The following is a 21,063-nucleotide window of genomic DNA, read 5'->3' on the forward strand; positions in this document are numbered from 1 at the left end:
GCGGTCAGACTTTGAAGCGCGACACGCCGCCACGCAGGCCCGCGGCCACCTGGCTCAGCTCGTCGATGGCATAGCTGGCCTGGCGCAGCGACTCGACAGTCTGGGTGCTGGCATCGCTGAGCTGGGCCAGCGCCTGGTTGATCTGCTCGGCACCGGTGGCCTGGGCCTGCATACCTTCGTTGACCATCAATACGCGCGGCGCCAAGGCCTGCACCTGGTGAATGATCTGGCTCAGTTGCTCGCCCACCTGCTGCACCTCGAACATGCCGCGGCGCACTTCTTCGGAGAACTTGTCCATCCCCATGACACCGGCCGACACTGCCGACTGGATCTCGCGCACCATTTGCTCGATGTCGTAGGTGGCCACGGCGGTCTGGTCGGCCAGGCGGCGCACTTCGGTAGCGACCACGGCAAAGCCGCGGCCATATTCACCGGCCTTTTCCGCTTCGATGGCGGCGTTGAGCGACAGCAGATTGGTCTGGTCGGCAACCTTGACGATGGTTACCACCATCTGGGTGATGTTGCTGGCTTTCTCGTTGAGGATACCGAGCTTGGCATTGACCAGGTCGGCAGCGCCCATCACCTGGTGCATGGTCTCTTCCATGCGTGCCAGGCCCTGCTGCCCGGAGCCTGCCAGACTGGATGCCTGATCAGCAGCCGTCGTCACTTCGGTCATGGTGCGCACCAGGTCCCGCGAAGTCGCGGCGATTTCCCGCGAGGTGGCGCCGATTTCAGTGGTAGTGGCGGCCGTCTCGGTGGCGGTGGCCTGCTGCTGCTTGGAGGTGGCGGCAATTTCGGTGACCGAAGTGGTCACCTGCACCGACGAGCGTTGGGCCTGGGCCACCAGGTTGGCCAGTGCCTCGGCCATTTCGTTGAAGCCGCTTTCGATGGCACCGAATTCGTCCTTGCGATCCAGGCTCAGGCGCATGCTCAGGTCACCGGAACGCAGCTTGTCGAGGGCATGCACGATACGCTGCACGGGCGCTGTGATAGCACGCAGCAGCAGCAGGCCGCAGATGCCGGCAGCAACGATTGCCAGCAACAGTGAGACCACCATGCTGCCCTTGGCCGTGTTGACCGCGTTGACGATATCGTCGGTGGCGGCATTGGCAGAGGCACGATTATTCTCGATCACTTCATTCAGGTGCTCGCGCCCATCCTTCCAGGCCGGGGTGAGGACTTCGTTGATCAGCCGTTGGGCCTCGTCGTAGTTGCGCTGACCGTAGGCATCCAGCACTTGGTTGACGATCTTGAGGTAGCTTTCTTCCAGTTGCACGAAGCTGTCAAATCGGGTTTGGTCGTCTTTGTCCTGGATGGTGGCCTGGTAGCTGGCCATGTATTGCTTCAGCCGGTTATCGAAGCTTCTGAACAGTTCCAGGTCGGCCGATGTGATTTCACGATGGTTGGACAGGCCCACCAGTTGCTGGCTGGTGACGTAGCTGTCGACCCAGGCGCTGCGGATCATCGAGCTGTAGTAGACGCCGGGAATGCTGTCGGTCCCCACCGCCTCTTCGGCGGTTTCGATAGTCACCAACCGCGAGTAGGCGGCCACGATCATCAGCAGCATGATGGCGATGATCACGGCGAAACTTGCCAGGATCCGTTGGCGCAAGGTCCAGTTCTTCACATTCAGCCCTCAGGAATTCACAACGAGCGGGAAAAATCGCCGAAGTATAGCCCAGAGGTCTTACGGTATTGATGTGATTGTCGTCAGGAATTTTGCGCCTGGGGGACCGAGCGCTGCGCGGGCGGCGCTCGATCTCACAGGCGCTCAATAGGCCGTGGCAAGCACCGCCACTACGCTGCAGCCAACCGCACCTGGCTTTCCAGTTCCTGGCGCAAGCCCGGGTCCAGCCGCAGCTGGCGGGCCAGCTCGTCCAGGTAGGCACGCTCCATGAAGTTTTCCTGATCGACCATCATCACGCTGGCCAGGTACATCTCGGCAGCCATCTCCGGCGTTTGCGCAGCGCGGGCCACTTCGGCCGGGTCCAGCGGCTTGTTCAGCTCGGCATGCAGCCAGTGCTGCAATTCGCGATCGCTGTCCAGGCGCGTGAATTCGCCCTCGATCAACGCCCGCTCGCGCTCGTCAATATGCCCATCGGACTTGGCCGCCGCCACCAGGGCGCGCAGTACCGCCTGGCTGTGCTGCTCGGCCTGGGCCGGCGGCAGGCGGTCGATGGTTTGAGGCTCGGCTGCGGCCCCCCGCTGGTTTGCCTGCCAGTTGCCGTAAGCTTTATAGGCCAGTACCCCCAGCGCGGCGAGGCCGCCGTATGTCAGGGCCTTGCCACCGTATTTGCGGGCCTTCTTGCTACCCAGCAACAGGCCCAGAGCGCCCCCACCCAGCAGGCCGCCCCCTGCCCCGGACAACAACCCGCCCAACCCGCCCGAAGGGCTGCCAGGCTTGGTGGCGCCCCCCTGCTTTTCGAGCAGTTGCTGGCCGGATTTGAGGAGTTGATCGAGCAAGCCACGGGTGTTCATTCGCGTGTCTCCACGTAAGAAGATTCAAACGCCAGAGTAAGGCTTGACGGAGCACACGCCATGCAGGGATTTGCTTCAGGATGTTGCGTTAGCGGGCAAAAAGCCAACTAGACTCGATATCGCCAATACCTCGCACTCACGCACTACGCTTATAACGATTGTTTCACTGCTTGCCTCATGACTGCCCGAACAAGATCGCCAAGAAGAGGGAACACCATGTCAGTGCACAAGACCGCATTGCTCGGCGCCACCACCTGCGCCATGCTGGCCGGCGCCAGCCTGCAGGCCGCCGAAGCGCCCAAGGCCCTGGGGGCCGGCGAGGGGCGCCTGGACATCGTCGCCTGGCCCGGCTACATCGAACGCGGTGAAAGCGACAAGGCCTACGACTGGGTGACCGGTTTCGAAAAGGAAACCGGCTGCAAGGTCAGCGTGAAAACGGCCGCCACCTCGGACGAGATGGTCAGTCTGATGACCAAGGGCGGCTATGACCTGGTCACCGCCTCGGGCGATGCATCGCTGCGGCTGATTGCAGGCAAGCGCGTACAGCCGATCAACACCGCCTTGATCCCCAACTGGAAGAGCATCGACCCGCGCCTGCAGAACGGTAGCTGGTATGTGGTCGACAAGCAGGTGTACGGCACGCCGTACCAGTGGGGGCCAAACGTGCTGCTGTACAACACCGACACCTTCAAGCAGGCGCCCACCAGCTGGAGCGTGGTGTTCGAGCCGCAGAACCTGCCCGACGGCAAGCCGAACAAGGGCCGCGTGCAAGCCTATGACGGGCCGATCTACATCGCCGATGCAGCGCTGTACCTGAAGTCGGCCAGGCCCGAACTGGGCATCAAGGACCCGTACGAACTGAACGAGGCACAATACAAGGCTGTGCTGGAACTGCTGCGCCAGCAGCAACCGCTGATCCACCGCTATTGGCATGACGCCACGGTCCAGATGAGCGACGTGAAAAACGAAGGCGTGGTTGCCTCCAGCTCCTGGGGCTACATGGTCAATGGCCTCAAGGCCGAGAACCAGCCAGTGGCCTCGACCATCCCCAAGGAGGGCGCGACCGGCTGGGCCGACACCACCATGCTGCACGCCGAGGCCAAGCACCCCAATTGCGCCTACAAGTGGATGGACTGGTCGTTGCAACCTAAGGTGCAAGGCGATGTGGCGGCCTGGTTCGGCTCGTTGCCGGCTGTGCCGGCGGCGTGCACCGGCAGCGAGCTGCTGGGGGCCGAGGGCTGCAAGACCAACGGCTTCGACAACTTCGACAAGATTGCCTTCTGGAAAACACCGCAGGCCCAAGGGGGCAAGTTCGTGCCTTACAGCCGCTGGACCCAGGACTACATTGCGATCATGGGTGGTCGCTGAGGTTGCCTGAATGCCTGTACCGGCCTTTTCCCGGGCAAGCCCGCTCCCCCAGGTTCTTCACCGCCTGCAAGGGTGGCGCGCCCTGTAGGAGCGGGTTCACCCGCGAAGAGGCCGGCACAGGAGAACCCTTGTTGTCCGGAGTCCACGCATGCCCCTAGCCGTCCAGTTCACCCAGGTTTCCCGCACCTTCGGCGAGGTCAAGGCCGTCGACCAGGTCAGCATCGACATCATCGATGGCGAGTTCTTTTCCATGCTCGGCCCTTCCGGCTCGGGCAAGACCACCTGCCTGCGCCTGATCGCAGGCTTCGAGCAACCCTCCAGCGGTTCGATCCGCATCCAAGGGGTCGAGGCCGCTGGCCTGCCGCCCTACCAACGTGACGTCAACACCGTGTTCCAGGACTATGCGCTGTTCCCGCACATGAACGTGCTGGACAACATCGCCTATGGCCTGAAAGTAAAAGGCGTGGGCAAGGCCGAACGCCACAGCCGCGCCGAAGAAGCCCTGGCCATGGTAGCCCTGGCCGGCTATGGCGCGCGCAAGCCGGCACAGCTGTCTGGCGGCCAGCGTCAGCGCGTGGCCCTGGCCCGGGCGTTGGTCAACCGGCCGCGGGTGCTGCTGCTGGATGAGCCACTGGGCGCGCTGGACCTGAAATTGCGCGAACAGATGCAAGGCGAGCTGAAAAAGCTGCAACGCCAACTGGGCATCACCTTCATCTTCGTCACCCACGACCAGACCGAAGCACTGTCGATGTCTGACCGGGTCGCGGTGTTCAACCGCGGCCGTATCGAACAGGTCGACACCCCGCGCAACCTGTACATGAAGCCCAGCACAACCTTCGTCGCTGAATTCGTCGGCACGTCCAACGTGGTGCGGGGCGAGCTGGCCATGCAGCTCAACGGCAGCCCGGCGCCCTTCTCCATCCGTCCCGAGCACATTCGCCTGGGCGACCCGGTAGTGACCAGCCATGAGGTACAGGTCAGCGGCGTGCTGCACGATGTCCAGTACCAAGGCAGCGCCACCCGCTACGAACTGCAGCTGGACAACGGTCAACTGCTGGCAGTAAGCCAGGCCAATGACCGCTGGCAGAAGCAGGTGCAGGCCTGGCAGCCCGGGCAACGCCTGCAGGCGCACTGGCCCCGCGAGGCCATGACGGTGCTGCAGGAAACCGAGGGCCGCTGACATGAGCACACTGCGCGCCCTGTCCAACCTGCTGTACCGGCGCCCCAACCTGTACCTGGCACTGCTGTTGATCCCGCCACTGACCTGGTTCGGCGCGATTTACCTGGGCTCGCTGCTGAACCTGCTGTGGCAGGGCTTCTATACCTTCGACGACTTCACCATGGCGGTGACCCCGGACCTGACCCTGGGCAACTTCGCCGCGCTGTTCAACCCGTCGAACTTCGACATCATCCTGCGCACCCTGGGCATGGCGGTGGCAGTGTCGCTGGCCAGCGCGGTACTGGCCTTCCCCATCGCCTATTACATGGCGCGCTACACCAGCGGCAAGACCAAGGCGTTTTTCTACATCGCGGTGATGATGCCGATGTGGGCCAGCTACATCGTCAAGACCTATGCCTGGACCCTGCTGCTGGCCAAGGGCGGCGTGGCCCAGTGGTTCGTCCAGCAGTTGCACCTGGATGGCCTGCTGCAGGCGGTGCTGGCCGTGCCGGGCGTGGGCGGCAGCACGCTGTCGACTTCGCACCTGGGGCGCTTCCTGGTGTTCGTGTATATCTGGCTGCCGTTCATGATCCTGCCGATCCAGGCCTCGCTGGAGCGCTTGCCACCGTCGCTGCTGCAGGCGTCGGCGGACCTGGGCGCCCGGCCAGGGCAAACCTTCGTGCAGGTGATCCTGCCGCTGTCGATCCCCGGCATCGCCGCCGGCTCGATCTTCACCTTCTCGCTCACCCTGGGCGACTTCATCGTGCCGCAGCTGGTCGGCCCGCCCGGCTACTTCATCGGCAGCATGGTCTATGCCCAGCAAGGGGCGATCGGCAACATGCCGATGGCCGCCGCGTTCACCTTGGTGCCCATCGTGCTGATCGCGGTATACCTGGCCATCGTCAAACGCCTGGGGGCTTTCGATGCACTCTGAAAAAGCGTCTGCAGGGCTGCGCCTGGCGGCCTGGGGCGGGTTGCTGTTCCTGCACTTCCCGATCCTGATCATCTTCCTGTACGCCTTCAACACCGAAGACGCGGCGTTCAGCTTTCCGCCCAAGGGCTTTACCCTGAAGTGGATCGACGTGGCCTTCGCCCGGCCCGATGTGCTCGAGGCAATCAAGCTGTCGCTGCAGGTGGCTTGCCTGGCCACCTTGATCGCACTGGTGCTCGGTACGCTGGCCTCGGCGGCGCTCTATCGGCGCAGCTTCTTCGGCAAGGAGAGCATTTCGCTGGTGCTGATCCTGCCCATCGCCCTGCCAGGCATCATCACCGGCATCGCCCTGCTCTCGGCGTTCAAGACGCTGGGGATAGAGCCCGGGGTGTTCACCATCGTAGTCGGCCACGCCACGTTCTGCGTGGTGATCGTCTACAACAATGTGATCGCCCGCCTGCGGCGTACCTCGCAAAGCCTGATCGAAGCCTCGATGGACCTTGGCGCCGACGGTTGGCAGACCTTCCGCTACATCGTCCTGCCCAACCTCGGCTCGGCGCTGCTGGCGGGCGGCATGCTGGCCTTTGCCTTGTCGTTCGATGAAATCATCGTCACCACGTTCACCGCCGGCCACGAGCGCACCCTGCCGATCTGGCTGCTCAACCAGCTCAGCCGCCCGCGCGACGTGCCCGTGACCAACGTTGTCGCCATGCTGGTGATGCTGGTGACCATGCTGCCGATTCTTGGCGCCTATTACCTGACCCGTGGCGGCGACAGCGTCGCGGGCGGTGGCAAATGACCCTGGAGGAGCCCCCGATGCAAACGCAGATGCTGATCAATGGCCAGCTGGTCGCTGGCCAAGGCCCGGCCTGGACCGTGCTCAACCCGGCGCTGGGCATTGCCCTGGCGCAGATCAACGAAGCCACCGAGGCGCAGGTGGACAGTGCCGTGCGCGCTGCCGACCAGGCCTTCGACAGCTGGTCGCAAACCAGCCCTAAAGAACGTTCGCAGGCTTTGCTGGCGCTGGCCGATGCCATCGAAGCCCATGGCGATGAACTGGCCCGGCTGGAATCACAGAACTGCGGCAAGCCCCTGAGCGCTGCACTCAACGACGAGATCCCGGCGATTGCCGATGTGTTCCGTTACTTTGCCGGTGCTGCGCGCTGCCTGGGCGGCTCGGCGGCTGGCGAGTACCTGCCGGGCCACACCTCGATGATCCGCCGCGACCCGTTGGGCGTGGTGGCTTCCATCGCGCCGTGGAACTACCCGCTGATGATGCTGGCCTGGAAGATCGCACCGGCCCTGGCTGCCGGCAACACCGTGGTGATAAAGCCGTCCGAGCTGACGCCGCTGACGGCCCTGCGCCTGGGCGAACTGGCCCAGGACCTGCTACCACCCGGGGTGCTGAACATTCTCTTCGGCCGCGGCCAGACGGTCGGCAACCCGTTGATAACCCACCCCAAGGTGCGCATGGTGTCGCTGACCGGCTCGATCCCCACCGGCGCGCACATCATCAGCGCCACCGCCGACAGCGTGAAACGCATGCACATGGAGCTGGGCGGCAAGGCGCCGGTGCTGGTGTTCGATGACGCTGACATCGATGCCGCCATCGACGGCATCCGCACCTTCGGCTTCTACAACGCTGGCCAGGACTGCACCGCAGCCTGCCGCCTGTATGTGCAGGACGGGATCTACGAGCGCTTCGTCGAACGCCTGGGTAAAGCCGTAGCCAGCCTCAAGCCGGGCCTGCAGGAATCCGAAGAAACCGAGCTGGGGCCACTGATCAGCGCCCAGCACCGCGACAAGGTCGCCGGGTTGGTTCAGCGGGCCATCGCCCAGCCGCACATTCGTCTGGTAACCGGTGGCAAGCCAATAGCGGGCGATGGCTTTTTCTTCGAGCCTACCGTGCTGGCCGACGCCCTGCAGGACGACGAGATCGTGCGCAACGAAGTTTTTGGCCCGGTGGTTTCGGTCACCCGCTTCACCGATGAAGCGCAGGCACTGGAATGGGCCAACGACTCCAACTACGGCCTGGCCTCATCGGTATGGACCCGCGACACCGGCCGCGCCCACCGCCTGGCGGCGCGCTTGCAGTATGGCTGCACCTGGGTGAATACCCACTTCATGCTGGTCAGCGAAATGCCCCATGGCGGGCAGAAGCATTCGGGGTATGGCAAGGACATGTCGATGTATGGGCTGGAGGACTACACCTGTGTGCGGCATGTGATGATCAAGCACTAAGTGCTCGCGTTGACCGAGGGGCTTGAATGCCCCTCGGCCAACGTCTCAGAATTTTCCTTCAACCGTGATCTACTCCCTCCTACTGCACGTTCATTGAGCTCTCTTGACTGGTATCATAATCTGATACCATGAATAATCATCAGCAAGCCACACTTGAAGCATTACTTAAAAGGCCGGTTCCCAGAACACTGGAGTGGGCGCGGGTGGAGTCTCTGCTGGTATCGCTGGGTGCCAGGGTCATAGAAGGAAGAGGATCACGGGTTCGCTTTGAACTCAATGGAGCAGTGGCAACCTTCCACCGCCCTCATCCGGACAGGCACGCCAAGCCCAATCAACCAAGAGACGCCCGCCAGTTCATTGAGCAGGCAGGAGTATTACCATGAATGTAATGACTTACCGCGGATACGCCGCTCGTATCGAATACAGCGACGAAGACCAGTTGTTGATCGGCCATGTCGCCGGTATTCGCGACGTGATAGGTTTTCATGGCGAATCGATCAGTGAGTTGCGCCAGGCATTTGAAGAAGCCGTTGACGATTATCTTGAGACTTGCGAACGCCTTGGGCGGGAACCGCAGAAAACGTATTCCGGCAAGCTCAGCCTACGCCTTGAGCCTACCCTTCACGCCAGTGTGGCGGCCAAGGCGGAGCTGGCCGAAAAAAGCATCAACCAATGGGTAAGCGATATTCTCAGCAAGGCTGCCTATAGCTGAACCCTGGGCCGCTTTGCGGCCCTTTCGCGAAACACGGCCACTCCTGCAAGGGCCGCGCAAGGCATGGGTCAGTCGCGCAAATCCGACTCGTGAATCGGGTTGGCGCGGCTGGTCGCACGCTGGTATTGCGCAGGCCAGGTGGCCTTGTTGCCGCCCAGGTCGTCATCGGCATGCAGTGGCCAGTACGGGTCGCGCAACAGTTCGCGGGCGAGGAAGATGATATCGGCCTGGCCGGTGCGCAGGATGTGCTCGGCCTGGGCCGGTTCGGTGATCATGCCCACGGTGCCGGTGGCGATTTCCGATTCCTTGCGCACGCGCTCGGCAAAGCGGGTCTGGTAGCCGGGGCCGGTGGGGATCTCGGCGTTGACCGAGGTGCCACCAGAAGAAACATCGATCAGATCCACGCCCAAACTCCGCAGGCGGCGTGCCAGTTCGACGGTTTCATCCGGGTTCCAGCCATCCTCTACCCAATCGGTAGCCGATACCCGCACGAACAGCGGCAATTCGGCAGGCCAGGTTTTGCGCACGGCCTCGACCACCTCCAGGGTCAGGCGGATACGGTTTTCGAAGCAACTGCCATATTGATCACGGCGCTGGTTGCTCAGCGGTGACAGGAACTGGTGCAGCAGGTAGCCATGGGCAGCATGGATTTCCACCACCTTGAATCCAGCCTTCAAGGCGCGCTCGGTCGAGGCGACGAAGGCGGCGATCACCTCCTGGATCTCGTCCTGGCTCAACTCGCGTGGAGGTGTGTGCTGCGGATCGAAGGCGATCTTCGACGGCCCCACCGGCTGCCAGCCGCCCTCCTCCAGTTTGACGCTGCCTTGTTTGCCAAGCCACGGGCGGTAGGTACTGGCTTTGCGCCCGGCGTGAGCCAGCTGGATGCCAGGCACGGCCCCCTGGGCACTGATGAAGCGGGTGATGCGCTGCAACGGCGCGATCTGGGCGTCGTCCCAAAGGCCCAGGTCTTCGGCTGTGATACGGCCATCGGCGGTCACCGCTACGGCTTCAGTGATTACCAGGCCGGCGCCACCGACGGCGCGGCTGCCTAAATGGACGAGATGCCAGTCGTTGGCCAAGCCATCGACGGCGGAATACTGGCACATTGGTGACACGGCGATGCGGTTGGGCAAGGTCAGCTGACGCAGGGTGTAAGGCTCGAGCAGCAGGCTCATGAGGGCACCTCCCAAGGACTCCAATGGTGATCCGGCCCGGACACTCAAGTGCACATCCCTGGCCCGGTGCCGGTCATTAATGAGACTAGACCAGATTGGTGGGGGGGAAGGTTCTGTGGGATGGCGAGGGGTTCGCCGAAAGGTTTGCAGCGCCTGTGAGATCGAGCGCCGCCCGCGCGGCGCATCGCGGATAAATCCGCTCCTACATCTGTTTCGGGCCAATCACTCCTGTGCCGCCAACAGGGACCGCCTTGATGCATGGCTGAAGACCGATGAAAAGCAGTGGTGCCCACCTCGATATCGAAGGGAACAAACAAGGCGAACAGCGGTGGCCTCACAGGAGTGACTGGCCCGAAACAAACTGTAGGAGCGGATTTATCCGCGATGCGCCGCGCGGGCGGCGCTCCTGCAAGAATCAAGGCAGGCACTTAATGGCCTTAGTACGGCCCCGGAATTTCTGAATGGTCCGACGCATGTATCAGACGTTTCCTACACATATGAGCTGGCGATGCCTAGCTGAGGAAAATATCCTACAGACCCTGTCGACTCGCGTCTGATTGTTCCTGGAAACACCGCCCTTTAGGCTTTTCGTGTCGCTGAAAGCATCAGCGATGCGGGTGTGGAAACCCGGTCAATCTTCAAGTGCCTGTCGTAATGGCAGCTGTACACGGGAGGCCGTATGGCCTACCGGGGTTCCTTGAAGACCGGTTTTCCACCCCGTGTACAGTTGCCGCCCTTCGTGTGGAAACGGCGGTGGCAACTCCTTAAATCTTCAAGGAATTGCTATGAAAAAGATCGTCCCCCGACCCACCCCATCATTTCGACCTTCCCTCCGACAAGACCCTCACCAACGCCGTCAGCGATGGCATCGTGCCCATCGATCATGTGGTGAAGATCACCCATTACCTGATGCTCGCCTATAACCATTGCCACCGAACCCTCGATGCCATCGAAGATGACCGCACCCGGGAATCGCTGGTGAATGGGCTGCGTGCCATGCAGATTGCCTGGGGTCAGGCGGATGCGCTGTCACTCGCCTTGGAGCGGAGTACCAGCCTTCATTGAGGTTAGATTTGCTGGCCTCTTCGCGGGTGAACCCGCTCCCACAGGGTCATCACAGGCTCCAAGGCTTGCGCCTGACCTGTGGGAGCGGGTTCATCGAGGCGTCGAACCGCCGCGAAGAGGCCAGAACAGGCAATCAGGAAATTTCAGGAGAGGAATCGATGACCACAGACGACACCCAATTCACTGTCGGCAAAACCACCTTCTTCCAAGGCGAACACCAGACCCATCCCCTGTTCCGCATCGAGCCAGGCATTCCCTGCCGGGATGCCCGCGAGCAGGCATCGGAGTTGATGGGCTATGTAAGAGAGCTGACCATCATCGGTCTGATGGATGAAAAACCGATGATGATCTGGGCATCCCATTACCTGAGTGCCATGGCCAAGGCACTAATGGATGATGCCGAGCTGGGCATGACGCATAAACCGTTGGGTGACTGAAACCTCCTTCATTCCGCGGTCTGACTGTAATCAGCAAAAGTCGACCGCCCTTTAAGCGCTAGGGTAGTACCACCCACGACAACCCTTTCCACCCGGCCTACCGGGCATCTTAGAAAAATCCTACAGCCTATTACTTAAAGTTCTACGTTCTCTTGGGAAATTCTTCTCAAGCAACATCTCCCTCCTCCTATCGCTGTTCTGCCTCTCAAATACTATTGTCCACCACGTCACGGCGACCAATGAAGCCAATCACGCAGTTAGCACAAACCCGACCTCCACGCTCGCGAGTTGAGTCAATGACGGATATCCCCTTTACAGAAAAACCGAAAGTATTAGATAAGTTCATTACTGAACACGAGCAAAATTTACTCACAAATTCATTTTCGGGTGCAATATGGAGATATGGCTGGCCCATTAATACAATTCCCCTCGCACGTCCTTGCTGGCACATCTTCATAGCCGGTAGCAAACGTACTTCACTGGAGTGCTGCGAGCATGAACTGGCCAGCGACAGCCATTGGGGCTTTCTACTTGATATTTGGAGGCGCACGCAGCTTGCTCACATGCGTGACTGTTTGCTGCTGGGTGTTTACGCAAACGGCCAGACTTTCGGCCAAGACAGTCCTATTCATAGAGATAACAAATCAATTGAACCAGGAAAAACCGCAGTCCTCTTCTGCAATGCCCAGTGGGAAACCACATGGGGCGGCGAACTGATTCTATTCGATCAGCAGAAGAATGACACCATCGCTGCCATACAACCAAAGCCGGGACGCATAGCGATTTTCGACGGACACATACCGCACAGAGCCAGAGCGCCCACCGTTGACTGCGACAAATTGCGAATCACTATCGCTTTCAAGACCATGAATAAGGATATTAAACAATGAGCACACGCGCCGAACTGATAGTAGCAGTAATAGATAAAACGGCAAAACCCATCAATCAAACTGGGGGAGCAGCAGCAATCCACGACCAATTCAACACAGATAAAACCGGATTTTCACTAGTCATCCAAACAGCACAGACAACTACGGCGATAGCCTCAGTAGTCTCCGTCACTCACCTCCCGATAGGTGCTGTACCCTTCATTAACATTGTTACCAATACCCTTTCTGGCACGTGACCTTCCTGAAAGTCGCGGCAGACCTCAAAGAGGGCGCGGAAATTAAGAGCGGAGATGTCATAAGTTTGGCAAGCAACGTCGCAGGCATCGTGGCCTCGTTCGCCATTCTGGCCGGAGCACCTTTAATTGCTGGAGGGGCCACAGTCGTGGGCGTAACCGCCACACTCTATAGCATCTTCAATTCTGACCTGGCTAAAGCAGCTTACGACAAGATGGCTCCACTCTTTACCAGCCTGCTGAGTCAAGGTGACCTTACTGGTTTTACCGCGCCACGGATTGCGCCTGACTTCACACTCGCTTCACCTGACCAGATACTTTCCACCCACCAGGGAATGATCACAACCGTTAACTGGAACTCTGACTCTTCAGAAATATCCCTAGGCACCGAACCACTAAGTTTTCCAGATAGCAGCCAGGCTCACACCGCCCCAACAGGGAGCGAGACTTTCAATTCAACGCAACCGCCTCCCCTTAGCGGAAACTCCAGCAGCAACTCAGTAGCGGTGACATCTACCCCTGACATATCTGCCCCTGACGCAACACTGACTATAAGCATAGAAAGTATAGATGGTATAAAGTCACCCGACCAAGCACCATCAATTACCGTACCTATTGACGACAACCAGGACAATCAAGATAACTACATATGCTGTAGCAGCGCGCAGCAGGATCAGTACTTCTAGCCAACCTGTAAAACCCTCCACGCCGTAACGGGCCGATATGAATATCTGGCAGCAATCGCTAAAACTCATACGTGAACTCCCGCCTCACAAACAAGCCAAAGCGCTATTAATAGGCGGACTTATAAATCTCACCCTAGGCACCAGCTTCACATTCATGTGGCGCGAACACAAAAACACCAATGAAGAGTTATGGTCGCGAGTTCCAGCCTTTCTCACCTCCAAGCCTGAAACCTGGGATAGCGACAAATCTCTTTATACGTTCAGCATCAAGTTTAAAACTTCAAATGGAAAGCACCACAACGCTCATCTTTATGCAGACAAAATATACTATGATGCAGCGAGCCTGGACCTAAATACGCCACTCTTTGTTGACATAGCAACCTCTAAAAGCGCTGCAACGGCTCAGCGCTTAATCGCTCCTAATGGAATGTTTCTTTATGATTCTGCAATGGCGGCACATGTCACCCATGTAAGAAACCGGGAGACCACATTAGCAGTTATCATTTTCTCATTTATCGGCATCAGCATCTTGATTGCGGCAGCGGCGATCTACTACCGCCCCAGAAAGGAGTGCAACTGAACCTGAGCAGCACCTGGGAGATCGAGCGCCGCGCGGGCGGCGCTCGATTTGTGCCCCAGCGCAAGATCCAAGGCAGGCACCTGACGCTAAACTCAGCGCGGCTCCATATGCGCAATCATCAACTGCACACTCTCATTACCGCGAAACTCGTTCACATCCAGCTTGTACGCCAACTCCACCCAGCGCACCGTCGGGTTTGGCCACACTTCGCGGTCAATGCCGAAGGCAATGCCATCCAGCCGCACCGAGCCACATTCGCTCTTGAGCACCACTTTCAGGTGCCGTTCGCCAACCACACGCTGCTCCACCAACTGGAACACGCCATGGAACAGCGGCTCCGGGAAGTGCTGGCCCCAAGGCCCGGCGTGGCGCAGGGCCTTGGCCAGGTCGAGGTGGAATTCCTCGACCGCCAGGCTACCGTCGGATAACAGCCGGCCGGTCAGGTCTTCTTCGCGCAGTTGACGCCGCACCTCTTCATCGAACGCCTCGGCAAATGCCGGGAAATTGGCCTCGGGCAACGATAACCCTGCCGCCATGGCGTGGCCGCCGAACTTGCTGATCAACTGCGGATGGCGCGCCGCCACGGCATCCAGCGCATCGCGAATATGGAAGCCCGGCACCGAACGCGCCGAGCCTTTGAGCATGCCATCACCAGCATCGGCGAAGGCGATGGTCGGCCGGTGGTAACGCTCCTTCAAGCGCGAAGCCAGAATACCGATCACGCCCTGGTGCCAGTCGGCATCGAACAGGCACAACCCATACGGCATCGACTCGACCGGCAGGTCCTTGAGCTGGGCCAGGGCCTCGCGCTGCATGCCCTGCTCGATGGACTTGCGGTCCTGGTTCAGGTCGTCCAGTTGCTGGGCCATGTCCTGGGCCAGCGCCGCGTCTTCGCACAGCAGGCATTCGATACCCAGGCTCATGTCGTCCAGCCGCCCTGCGGCGTTCAACCGCGGGCCGAGGATGAAACCGAGGTCGGTCGAGGTGATGCGCCGGTGATCACGGCGGGCCACTTCGAGAATGGCCTTCAGCCCCGGTCGGGCTCGGCCGGCGCGGATGCGCTCGAGGCCTTGGTGCACCAGGATGCGGTTGTTGGCATCCAGCGGCACCACGTCAGCAACACTGCCCAGCGCCACCAGATCGAGCAGTTCGCCAATGTTCGGCTGTGGCTGCGCCTCGTAGCGCCCAAGGCTGCGCAAGCGAGCGCGCAGGGCCATCAACACATAGAAGATCACCCCTACCCCGGCCAGTGACTTGCTCGGAAAGCTGCAGCCCGGCTGGTTGGGGTTGATGATGGCATCGGCATCGGGCAATTGCTCGCCCGGCAGGTGGTGGTCGGTGACCAGCACCTTGAGCCCGGCGGCCTTGGCGGCTGCCACCCCATCAACACTGGAAATGCCGTTGTCCACGGTAATCAGCAACTGCGGCTGGCGCTGCAGCGCCACCTCGACGATTTCCGGGGTCAGGCCGTAGCCGTACTCGAAGCGGTTGGGCACCAGGTAATCGACATGGGCCGCACCCAGCAGGCGCAGGCCCAGCACCCCGACGGTGCTGGCGGTGGCACCGTCGGCATCGAAGTCGCCGACGATGAGGATGCGCTGGCGCTGGTCGATGGCTTCGACCAGCAGGTCCACACCGGCCTCGATGCCCTTGAGCTGCTGGTAGGGCAGCAGGCGTGCCAGGCTTTTGTCCAGCTCGGCCTCGCTCTGCACGCCGCGCGCGGCGTAAAGGCGGGTCAGCAAGGGTGGCAGGTTACCCAGAAATGGCAGGGTCGGCGGCAGCGGGCGAGGTTCGATACGCATGGGTTGCTTCAACCACGCTCACCGAGCAGCCACTGCAGTTGGACTTCATGCTGGCCACGGTCGTCAGTCACGAATACCGTACCTTCACTGATCATCACGTCCCACTTGATGCTACGCGGCATGTCGGTCGCCAGGGTTTCCAGCACCTCTTGCGGCACAGCGGCAATGCTCAGGTTTTTCAGGTTCTTGACCGCGCTCACCACTTTACCCTCCCACACTCGCAGGCTGCCGTAAGCCAGCAAGCTGGTGCGTTCGGTACGACGCGAGCACCAGGTCAGGCGATCGGCATCGGGCTGGCCAACTTCAATCCAGTGCAGCACGCGATCGTCCAGGCTCTTTTCCCACAACGCTGGCTCATCGACATCCGACAGGCCGCGGCCAAACGACAAGTTCTCGTTGTACCAGAGCGCGTACGCCAACAAACGAACGGCCATGCGCTCTTCGGTTTCCGAAGGGTGCCGAGCGATAGTCTGTTTGACGCTTTCGTAGACGTTGCGATCAAGGTCGGTGAGATTCAATTCGAACTTGTAGGTGGTGGACGGCTGGGCCATGGTCGACGGGCTTCGTGCAAAAGAAAGTGGCACAGTCTAACCCATCCGCACCCTCCATGCCCCGCAGCAGTACCCGGCGAAACCGACGTGTGATAAAACCACGGCTCTGCCCAACTGCCACGGACACCCCATGTCGACGCCCAGCAAACCCCTCGCCGGCCTTAAAGTTGTCGAACTCGGTACCCTGATCGCAGGGCCGTTCGCCTCGCGTATCTGTGCCGAATTCGGCGCCGAAGTGGTCAAGGTCGAATCCCCCGATGGCGGCGACCCGCTGCGCAAGTGGCGCAAGCTGTACGAGGGCACCTCGCTGTGGTGGTTCGTGCAGGCCCGCAACAAGCAGTCGCTCACCCTTAACCTCAAGCACCCCGAGGGCCGCGATATCCTCAAGCGCCTGCTGGCCGAGGCCGACATCCTGATCGAAAACTTTCGCCCGGGCGTGCTGGAAAAACTCGGTTTGGGGTGGGATGTGCTGCATGCGCTGAACCCGCGTCTGGTGATGGTGCGCCTGTCGGGCTTTGGCCAGACCGGGCCGATGAAAGACCAGCCAGGCTTCGGTGCCGTAGGCGAGTCGATGGGCGGCCTGCGCTACATCACCGGTTTCGATGACCGCCCGCCAGTGCGCACGGGGATTTCCATCGGTGACTCGATTGCCGCCCTGTGGGGGGTGATCGGCGCGCTGATGGCGCTGCGCCACCGGGAAGTCAATGGCGGCCAGGGCCAGGTGGTGGACGTGGCCCTGTACGAGGCGATCTTTGCCATGATGGAGAGCATGGTCCCGGAATTCGATGTGTTCGGTTTCATCCGCGAACGCACCGGCAACATCATGCCAGGCATCACGCCCTCCTCCATCCACACAAGCGCCGACGGCAAGCATGTACAGATCGGCGCCAACGGTGATGCGATCTTCAAGCGCTTCATGCAGGCCATCGGTCGCGATGACCTCGCCAACGACCCGACCCTGGCCAGCAACGACGGCCGCGACCTGCGTCGTGACGAGTTGTATGGGGTAATCGACCGCTGGGCCAACAGCCTCCCACTGGAGCAACTGATGCAGGTGCTGACCACTGCCGAAGTGCCGGCCAGCCGTATCTATTCGGCCGAAGACATGTTCAACGACCCCCAGTACCTGGCACGCGAGATGTTCCTGCAGGCCAAGTTGCCGGATGGCAAGCCATTCCACATGCCCGGCATCGTGCCCAAGCTGTCGGAGACTCCCGGCTCTAGCGAATGGGTCGGCCCGGCCTTGGGCGAGCATACCGAGGCGCTGCTCGGCAGCCTGGGCTACGACGCAGCGGCCATCGCCAGCCTGCGCGCAGCGGGCACGGTCTGATCCTGGCGCTGACCGGTTCCATGTGCGCGCCCCGCTGCCTACGCCACCTGGTCCTGCTCTGCGGGCTGCTACCTGCGTTGCTGTTGCAGCCCGCACATGCCAAGGAGCACCTCTTCTGGCTGGTACGCGACCTGCCACCGTTCACCATTTTTGATGGCCCGGAAGAAGGCCGGGGGGTCATCGACCAGTTGTTACCGCTGCTGATAAGGCAAATGCCCGAGTACGAACACAGCATCGTGCGGGTCAACCGCGCCCGCAGCCTGCAGATGCTGCAAGACCGTGACACCTTCACCTGCGACCCAACCCTGCTGTGGACACCGGAACGGGCCAAATATGTGCATTTTTCTGTTCCATCGCTGGGCGTGCTCAGCGGCGGCCTGGTGTTGCGCAAGGAAAACCAGGCGCTGGTGGCACCCTACCTCGACGGCCAGCAGGTGGACTTGCATGGCCTGCTGAGCAAGGCCCCGCTAAAGCTTGGGATTGTCGCGGAACGCAGCTACGGCACGCAGATTGACAGCATCTTGCGCCAGTTACCCGACAGCGCGCTCAGCCGCCACTACGGCAACGAGGCCACCGCCAACCTGCTGCAGATGCAGCAGTTGGGGCGCCTGCGCCTGGTGCTCGGCTACTGGCCTGAAGTGCGCTACCTGATCCAACAACAGGGCGGGTCACTGGCTGACTACCAGTTTCATACTGTACAGGGCGTGAATCGCTACCAGTTTCTGCATGTGGGCTGTTCAGACAGCGAATTGGGGCGTGCGGCAGTTGCCCACATCGACCAGTTGCTGCCCACCCTGCGCCGGGATGTGTTGCCAGGGTTGTATGCCCGCTGGCTGGACCTGGCATTGCGGGAGGACTATCTGGAGGAAAGCCGGCGTTTCTTTGAGGACAAATAAGCCTAACCGGTCTGCACGGTCGTTGCAGGAGCAGCCGAGGGATACGTGCCTGCCCAGAAAAAGAAACCCCAGGCGCTGGGGAAGACGCCCGGGGTCAAGCGAAAGCCCTTGAGGACTTCCCGTGACGGCCTTGCCAGCGCCGGAGCAAAGCACTGGCTGGCTGCCCTTACACTGTCTGATAAACCACTCAGGCAAAGGTTCCCTGCGGTTGCTGGCGATGCTGCAATGCTGCGATGACACACGGCTGCAACCGCCCCTCAGCTATCTGCAGGTCTCGGTGCAGGCCGTCCACGAGGTCGATCAGCAGGCGTTGCTCCTGCAATTGGCGCTCGCTAACCGTGCGCCGCAAGGTAATACCTGAGAGAGGGTCGTGAACGGTCAGTTGGCGATTACCACTGGGATCGGCGATGCCGAGGTGGGTCTGATAGGGCGTCAGGGCTTCGTTGAGCAGGCTGCAGATTCTTTCCATCCGGATCACTCGCTGCGTGGTGGGACCTAAAGTAACTGACCAGCAGGCGCCGCAGAAAGTTCGTCAAACCGCGCCCGCTTCAGTGAGCATGCGGGGCTGGCATGACAGTTTGAATACGCCTCCCTGGGCGCACCTGCAGTGTTTGCAAGGCCTGCTGCAGGCGTGGCATCGACAGCGGCCAGGGCAACTCGTCGAGCACCCACATGCCGCGCTTCCTGGCCTCTTGGGCAAGGTTTTGACGCGTTGGGGCAGGCTGGCCGACGAACAGCAATGCGCGCGCTCGCTGCGGCTGGGCGAACAGAGCAAGGCCGGCCCGGGCTGGCATGGCGTGGTCGAGGATCAGCAGGTCGGGGCGACGCTCAGCACAGAGGCAGGCGTCGAGGTCAGCGATGCTCTCGCTGATGCGCACGTTGAAGACGCCTTGGCCGTTAAGCGCCTGGTGCAAGAGGATCTGGTGGGACGGGCGAGCCTGGTGGATCAACACATAGGGCTGGTGCATGAGCCGCTCCTGTTGGGAGGACCGGCTAATTTATGCGGGGTGCTCGGCGGACCGAATAGGATGTTTCTGATAGACCTGAGAGAAAAGGCTGAGACGTTGGGGCTGCTCTGCAGCCCCAAACGCCATGCAATTACAGCGGCTTGCCGCGGTTGCCGTGCTGGCTGACAAAGCCCTGTACAGCCTTCAGGTCGTTGGCCAGTACAGTGCAACGCTCTTCACGGCTGAACAGGTCGCTGAGGTGCGCGGGTAGCTCCAGCGCCTTGCCCACACCGGCCTTCTCCACCGCTTCCGGGAACTTGACCGGGTGCGCGGTACCCAGCACCACCATTGGCGTGTCCAGGCTACGGCGGCACTCGCGGGCAGCCTTGACGCCGATTGCGGTATGCGGGTCGAGCACTTCACCGGTGGCGGCGAACACTTCTGCGATGGTCTCGCAGGTTTGCTCGTCGCTGACAGCCAGCGAGTCGAACAGTTTGCGGGCTTCGGTCCAGCGGTCTTGCTCGACGCTGAAGCCGCCACCTTGCTTGAAGTTGGCCATCAGCTCGGCAATCGCACCACCGTTGCGGCCATGCAGGTCGAACAGCAGGCGCTCGAAGTTGGACGAGACCATGATGTCCATCGACGGCGACAGGGTCGCGTGCAGGGTTTCCTTGACGTACTGGTTGCCGCTCATGAAGCGGTGCAGGATGTCGTTGCGGTTGGTGGCGACGATCAATTGGCTGACCGGCAGGCCCATGTTGCGCGCCAGGTAGCCGGCGAAGATGTCGCCGAAGTTGCCGGTCGGTACCGAGAACGCCACCGAGCGCGCCGGGCCACCCAGCTGCAGGGCTGCATGGAAGTAGTAGACGATCTGGGCCATGATCCGCGCCCAGTTGATCGAGTTGACGGCGACCAGGCGGGTGCCCTTGAGGAACGACTGGTCGGCGAAACTGGCCTTGACCATTTCCTGGCAGTCATCGAAGTTGCCTTCGATGGCGATGTTGTGGATGTTGTCGCCAAAGATGGTAGTCATCTGGCGGCGCTGCACTTCCGACACACGCTGGTGCGGGTGCAGGATGAAGATGTCGACGTTGTCGCAACGGCGGCAGCCTTCGATCGCGGCAGAACCGGTATCACCGCTGGTGGCACCGATGATGACCACGCGCTCGTTGCGCTTGGCCAGCACATGGTCAAGCAGGCGGCCGAGCAACTGCAGGGCAAAGTCCTTGAACGCCAGGGTCGGGCCGTGGAACAGCTCCAGCACCCACTCGTTGCTGTTCAGCTGACGCAACGGGGCGACCGCAGCGTGGGCGAACTCGCCGTAGGTTTCTTCGAGGATCTTCTTGAAGTCGGCGTCGGCGATGCTGCCTTCGACGAACGGGCGCATCACGCGGAAGGCCAGCTCGTGGTAGGGCAAGCCGGCCCACGAGGCGATTTCTTCCTGGGTGAAGCGGGGCAGGTTTTCCGGCACGTAGAGGCCGCCGTCGCTGGCCAGGCCAGCCAGCAGCACGTCTTCGAAATTCAGGGCCGGTGCCTGGCCGCGGGTACTGATATAGCGCATGGGTGCAAACCTTCGATGCTG

Annotated in this window: 23 protein-coding genes; 15 read left to right on the forward strand and 8 right to left on the reverse strand. The window is 61.1% G+C overall.

From position 1 onward, the window contains the following. Positions 1-4 precede the first annotated feature (4 nt). Both V7787_RS03330 and V7787_RS03335 read right to left on the reverse strand, forming a co-directional pair. Positions 5-1,627, reverse strand: coding sequence for a methyl-accepting chemotaxis protein (locus V7787_RS03330; RefSeq protein ID WP_336085648.1), 1,623 nt, complete (start codon positions 1,625-1,627; stop codon positions 5-7). 170 nt (positions 1,628-1,797) lie between these two features. Continuing rightward, positions 1,798-2,478 carry a tellurite resistance TerB family protein gene (locus V7787_RS03335; protein ID WP_010952580.1) on the reverse strand — a complete coding sequence of 227 codons (681 nt, stop codon included), beginning with the start codon at positions 2,476-2,478 and terminating at the stop codon, positions 1,798-1,800. A 216-nt stretch (positions 2,479-2,694) separates the two neighbouring features. On the opposite strand from V7787_RS03335, the gene ydcS reads away from it, so the two are divergent. The 7 genes from ydcS to V7787_RS03370 all read left to right on the forward strand — a co-directional run bounded on the left by ydcS (position 2,695) and on the right by V7787_RS03370 (position 8,889). Continuing rightward, the gene (gene ydcS, locus V7787_RS03340) at positions 2,695-3,846 is read left to right on the forward strand and encodes a putative ABC transporter substrate-binding protein YdcS (RefSeq protein WP_274144948.1); all 1,152 of its coding nucleotides are present in this window, start codon (positions 2,695-2,697) and stop codon (positions 3,844-3,846) included. A 148-nt stretch (positions 3,847-3,994) separates the two neighbouring features. Continuing rightward, a complete protein-coding gene (locus tag V7787_RS03345; RefSeq protein WP_064490848.1) occupies positions 3,995-5,026 on the forward strand; it encodes an ABC transporter ATP-binding protein in 1,032 nt (343 codons plus the stop codon). A gap of 1 nt (position 5,027) precedes the next feature. Further along, the gene (locus V7787_RS03350) at positions 5,028-5,939 is read left to right on the forward strand and encodes an ABC transporter permease (RefSeq protein WP_003252181.1); all 912 of its coding nucleotides are present in this window, start codon (positions 5,028-5,030) and stop codon (positions 5,937-5,939) included. Further along, positions 5,929-6,735, forward strand: coding sequence for an ABC transporter permease (locus V7787_RS03355; protein WP_003252179.1), 807 nt, complete (start codon positions 5,929-5,931; stop codon positions 6,733-6,735). The genes V7787_RS03350 and V7787_RS03355 overlap by 11 nt, the downstream gene beginning before the upstream one ends. 17 nt (positions 6,736-6,752) lie before the next feature. After that, entirely contained in the window at positions 6,753-8,177 is a 1,425-nt protein-coding gene (locus V7787_RS03360) for a gamma-aminobutyraldehyde dehydrogenase (protein WP_064490847.1), read from the forward strand. A gap of 128 nt (positions 8,178-8,305) precedes the next feature. After that, positions 8,306-8,560, forward strand: coding sequence for a type II toxin-antitoxin system HicA family toxin (locus V7787_RS03365; RefSeq protein WP_104887122.1), 255 nt, complete (start codon positions 8,306-8,308; stop codon positions 8,558-8,560). Continuing rightward, positions 8,557-8,889 (forward strand): type II toxin-antitoxin system HicB family antitoxin, encoded by a 333-nt coding sequence (locus tag V7787_RS03370; protein ID WP_003252175.1) that lies wholly within the window; start codon positions 8,557-8,559, stop codon positions 8,887-8,889. Before V7787_RS03365 ends, V7787_RS03370 begins: the two co-directional genes overlap by 4 nt. A gap of 68 nt (positions 8,890-8,957) precedes the next feature. On the opposite strand, the gene V7787_RS03375 is transcribed toward V7787_RS03370, so the two are convergent. Continuing rightward, positions 8,958-10,064, reverse strand: coding sequence for an NADH:flavin oxidoreductase/NADH oxidase (locus V7787_RS03375; RefSeq protein WP_064490846.1), 1,107 nt, complete (start codon positions 10,062-10,064; stop codon positions 8,958-8,960). 870 nt (positions 10,065-10,934) lie between these two features. Between V7787_RS03375 and V7787_RS03380 the strand changes: the two genes are divergently transcribed. From V7787_RS03380 to V7787_RS03405, 6 genes are all read left to right on the forward strand, one after another. After that, complete coding sequence (locus tag V7787_RS03380; RefSeq protein WP_256599628.1) at positions 10,935-11,129, forward strand: hypothetical protein; 195 nt, start codon at positions 10,935-10,937, stop codon at positions 11,127-11,129. 158 nt (positions 11,130-11,287) lie between these two features. After that, positions 11,288-11,566, forward strand: coding sequence for a DUF3077 domain-containing protein (locus V7787_RS03385; RefSeq protein WP_047604476.1), 279 nt, complete (start codon positions 11,288-11,290; stop codon positions 11,564-11,566). Between the two features lie 296 nt (positions 11,567-11,862). After that, the gene (locus V7787_RS03390) at positions 11,863-12,456 is read left to right on the forward strand and encodes a 2OG-Fe(II) oxygenase (RefSeq protein WP_172402836.1); all 594 of its coding nucleotides are present in this window, start codon (positions 11,863-11,865) and stop codon (positions 12,454-12,456) included. After that, a complete protein-coding gene (locus tag V7787_RS03395; RefSeq protein ID WP_336085665.1) occupies positions 12,453-12,692 on the forward strand; it encodes a hypothetical protein in 240 nt (79 codons plus the stop codon). The genes V7787_RS03390 and V7787_RS03395 overlap by 4 nt, the downstream gene beginning before the upstream one ends. Then, positions 12,689-13,375: a hypothetical protein gene (locus V7787_RS03400; protein ID WP_336085667.1), complete on the forward strand. Its 687-nt coding sequence runs from the start codon at positions 12,689-12,691 to the stop codon at positions 13,373-13,375. The genes V7787_RS03395 and V7787_RS03400 overlap by 4 nt, the downstream gene beginning before the upstream one ends. Positions 13,376-13,412: 37 nt before the next feature. After that, positions 13,413-13,955, forward strand: coding sequence for a hypothetical protein (locus V7787_RS03405; protein WP_336085669.1), 543 nt, complete (start codon positions 13,413-13,415; stop codon positions 13,953-13,955). A gap of 92 nt (positions 13,956-14,047) precedes the next feature. Here V7787_RS03405 and recJ read toward each other — a convergent pair whose 3' ends face one another. Both recJ and V7787_RS03415 read right to left on the reverse strand, forming a co-directional pair. Then, positions 14,048-15,757 carry a single-stranded-DNA-specific exonuclease RecJ gene (gene recJ / locus V7787_RS03410; protein WP_020192999.1) on the reverse strand — a complete coding sequence of 570 codons (1,710 nt, stop codon included), beginning with the start codon at positions 15,755-15,757 and terminating at the stop codon, positions 14,048-14,050. Between the two features lie 8 nt (positions 15,758-15,765). Beyond that, positions 15,766-16,308, reverse strand: a complete 543-nt coding sequence (locus tag V7787_RS03415; RefSeq protein ID WP_003252169.1) for a YaeQ family protein — start codon at positions 16,306-16,308, stop codon at positions 15,766-15,768. A gap of 130 nt (positions 16,309-16,438) precedes the next feature. Here V7787_RS03415 and V7787_RS03420 point away from each other — a divergent pair, with 130 nt between their 5' ends. Both V7787_RS03420 and V7787_RS03425 read left to right on the forward strand, forming a co-directional pair. Continuing rightward, positions 16,439-17,638, forward strand: coding sequence for a CaiB/BaiF CoA transferase family protein (locus tag V7787_RS03420; protein ID WP_010952569.1), 1,200 nt, complete (start codon positions 16,439-16,441; stop codon positions 17,636-17,638). Positions 17,639-17,658: 20 nt separating this feature from the next. After that, complete coding sequence (locus V7787_RS03425) at positions 17,659-18,534, forward strand: TIGR02285 family protein (protein ID WP_012053583.1); 876 nt, start codon at positions 17,659-17,661, stop codon at positions 18,532-18,534. A 187-nt stretch (positions 18,535-18,721) separates the two neighbouring features. On the opposite strand, the gene V7787_RS03430 is transcribed toward V7787_RS03425, so the two are convergent. The 3 genes from V7787_RS03430 to thrC all read right to left on the reverse strand — a co-directional run bounded on the left by V7787_RS03430 (position 18,722) and on the right by thrC (position 21,042). Beyond that, complete coding sequence (locus tag V7787_RS03430) at positions 18,722-19,003, reverse strand: DUF3509 domain-containing protein (protein ID WP_003252163.1); 282 nt, start codon at positions 19,001-19,003, stop codon at positions 18,722-18,724. 79 nt (positions 19,004-19,082) lie between these two features. Next, complete coding sequence (locus V7787_RS03435) at positions 19,083-19,502, reverse strand: response regulator (protein WP_104887118.1); 420 nt, start codon at positions 19,500-19,502, stop codon at positions 19,083-19,085. Between the two features lie 130 nt (positions 19,503-19,632). Beyond that, positions 19,633-21,042, reverse strand: a complete 1,410-nt coding sequence (gene thrC, locus V7787_RS03440; protein ID WP_010952565.1) for a threonine synthase — start codon at positions 21,040-21,042, stop codon at positions 19,633-19,635. Between the last annotated feature and the right edge of the window lie 21 nt (positions 21,043-21,063).

Source organism: Pseudomonas sp. CGJS7, assembly GCF_036961695.1.

Bases quoted from the DNA above. Each gene is read 5' to 3' on its own strand.
- V7787_RS03335 (WP_010952580.1), bottom strand. From the start codon at position 2,478: ATGAACACCCGTGGCTTGCTCGATCAACTCCTCAAATCCGGCCAGCAA.
- ydcS (WP_274144948.1), top strand. From the start codon at position 2,695: ATGTCAGTGCACAAGACCGCATTGCTCGGCGCCACCACCTGCGCCATG.
- V7787_RS03345 (WP_064490848.1), top strand. From the start codon at position 3,995: ATGCCCCTAGCCGTCCAGTTCACCCAGGTTTCCCGCACCTTCGGCGAG.
- V7787_RS03350 (WP_003252181.1), top strand. From the start codon at position 5,028: ATGAGCACACTGCGCGCCCTGTCCAACCTGCTGTACCGGCGCCCCAAC.
- V7787_RS03355 (WP_003252179.1), top strand. From the start codon at position 5,929: ATGCACTCTGAAAAAGCGTCTGCAGGGCTGCGCCTGGCGGCCTGGGGC.
- V7787_RS03360 (WP_064490847.1), top strand. From the start codon at position 6,753: ATGCAAACGCAGATGCTGATCAATGGCCAGCTGGTCGCTGGCCAAGGC.
- V7787_RS03365 (WP_104887122.1), top strand. From the start codon at position 8,306: ATGAATAATCATCAGCAAGCCACACTTGAAGCATTACTTAAAAGGCCG.
- V7787_RS03370 (WP_003252175.1), top strand. From the start codon at position 8,557: ATGAATGTAATGACTTACCGCGGATACGCCGCTCGTATCGAATACAGC.
- V7787_RS03375 (WP_064490846.1), bottom strand. From the start codon at position 10,064: ATGAGCCTGCTGCTCGAGCCTTACACCCTGCGTCAGCTGACCTTGCCC.
- V7787_RS03385 (WP_047604476.1), top strand. From the start codon at position 11,288: ATGACCACAGACGACACCCAATTCACTGTCGGCAAAACCACCTTCTTC.
- V7787_RS03390 (WP_172402836.1), top strand. From the start codon at position 11,863: ATGACGGATATCCCCTTTACAGAAAAACCGAAAGTATTAGATAAGTTC.
- V7787_RS03395 (WP_336085665.1), top strand. From the start codon at position 12,453: ATGAGCACACGCGCCGAACTGATAGTAGCAGTAATAGATAAAACGGCA.
- V7787_RS03405 (WP_336085669.1), top strand. From the start codon at position 13,413: ATGAATATCTGGCAGCAATCGCTAAAACTCATACGTGAACTCCCGCCT.
- recJ (WP_020192999.1), bottom strand. From the start codon at position 15,757: ATGCGTATCGAACCTCGCCCGCTGCCGCCGACCCTGCCATTTCTGGGT.
- V7787_RS03415 (WP_003252169.1), bottom strand. From the start codon at position 16,308: ATGGCCCAGCCGTCCACCACCTACAAGTTCGAATTGAATCTCACCGAC.
- V7787_RS03420 (WP_010952569.1), top strand. From the start codon at position 16,439: ATGTCGACGCCCAGCAAACCCCTCGCCGGCCTTAAAGTTGTCGAACTC.
- V7787_RS03425 (WP_012053583.1), top strand. From the start codon at position 17,659: ATGTGCGCGCCCCGCTGCCTACGCCACCTGGTCCTGCTCTGCGGGCTG.
- V7787_RS03430 (WP_003252163.1), bottom strand. From the start codon at position 19,003: ATGGAAAGAATCTGCAGCCTGCTCAACGAAGCCCTGACGCCCTATCAG.
- V7787_RS03435 (WP_104887118.1), bottom strand. From the start codon at position 19,502: ATGCACCAGCCCTATGTGTTGATCCACCAGGCTCGCCCGTCCCACCAG.
- thrC (WP_010952565.1), bottom strand. From the start codon at position 21,042: ATGCGCTATATCAGTACCCGCGGCCAGGCACCGGCCCTGAATTTCGAA.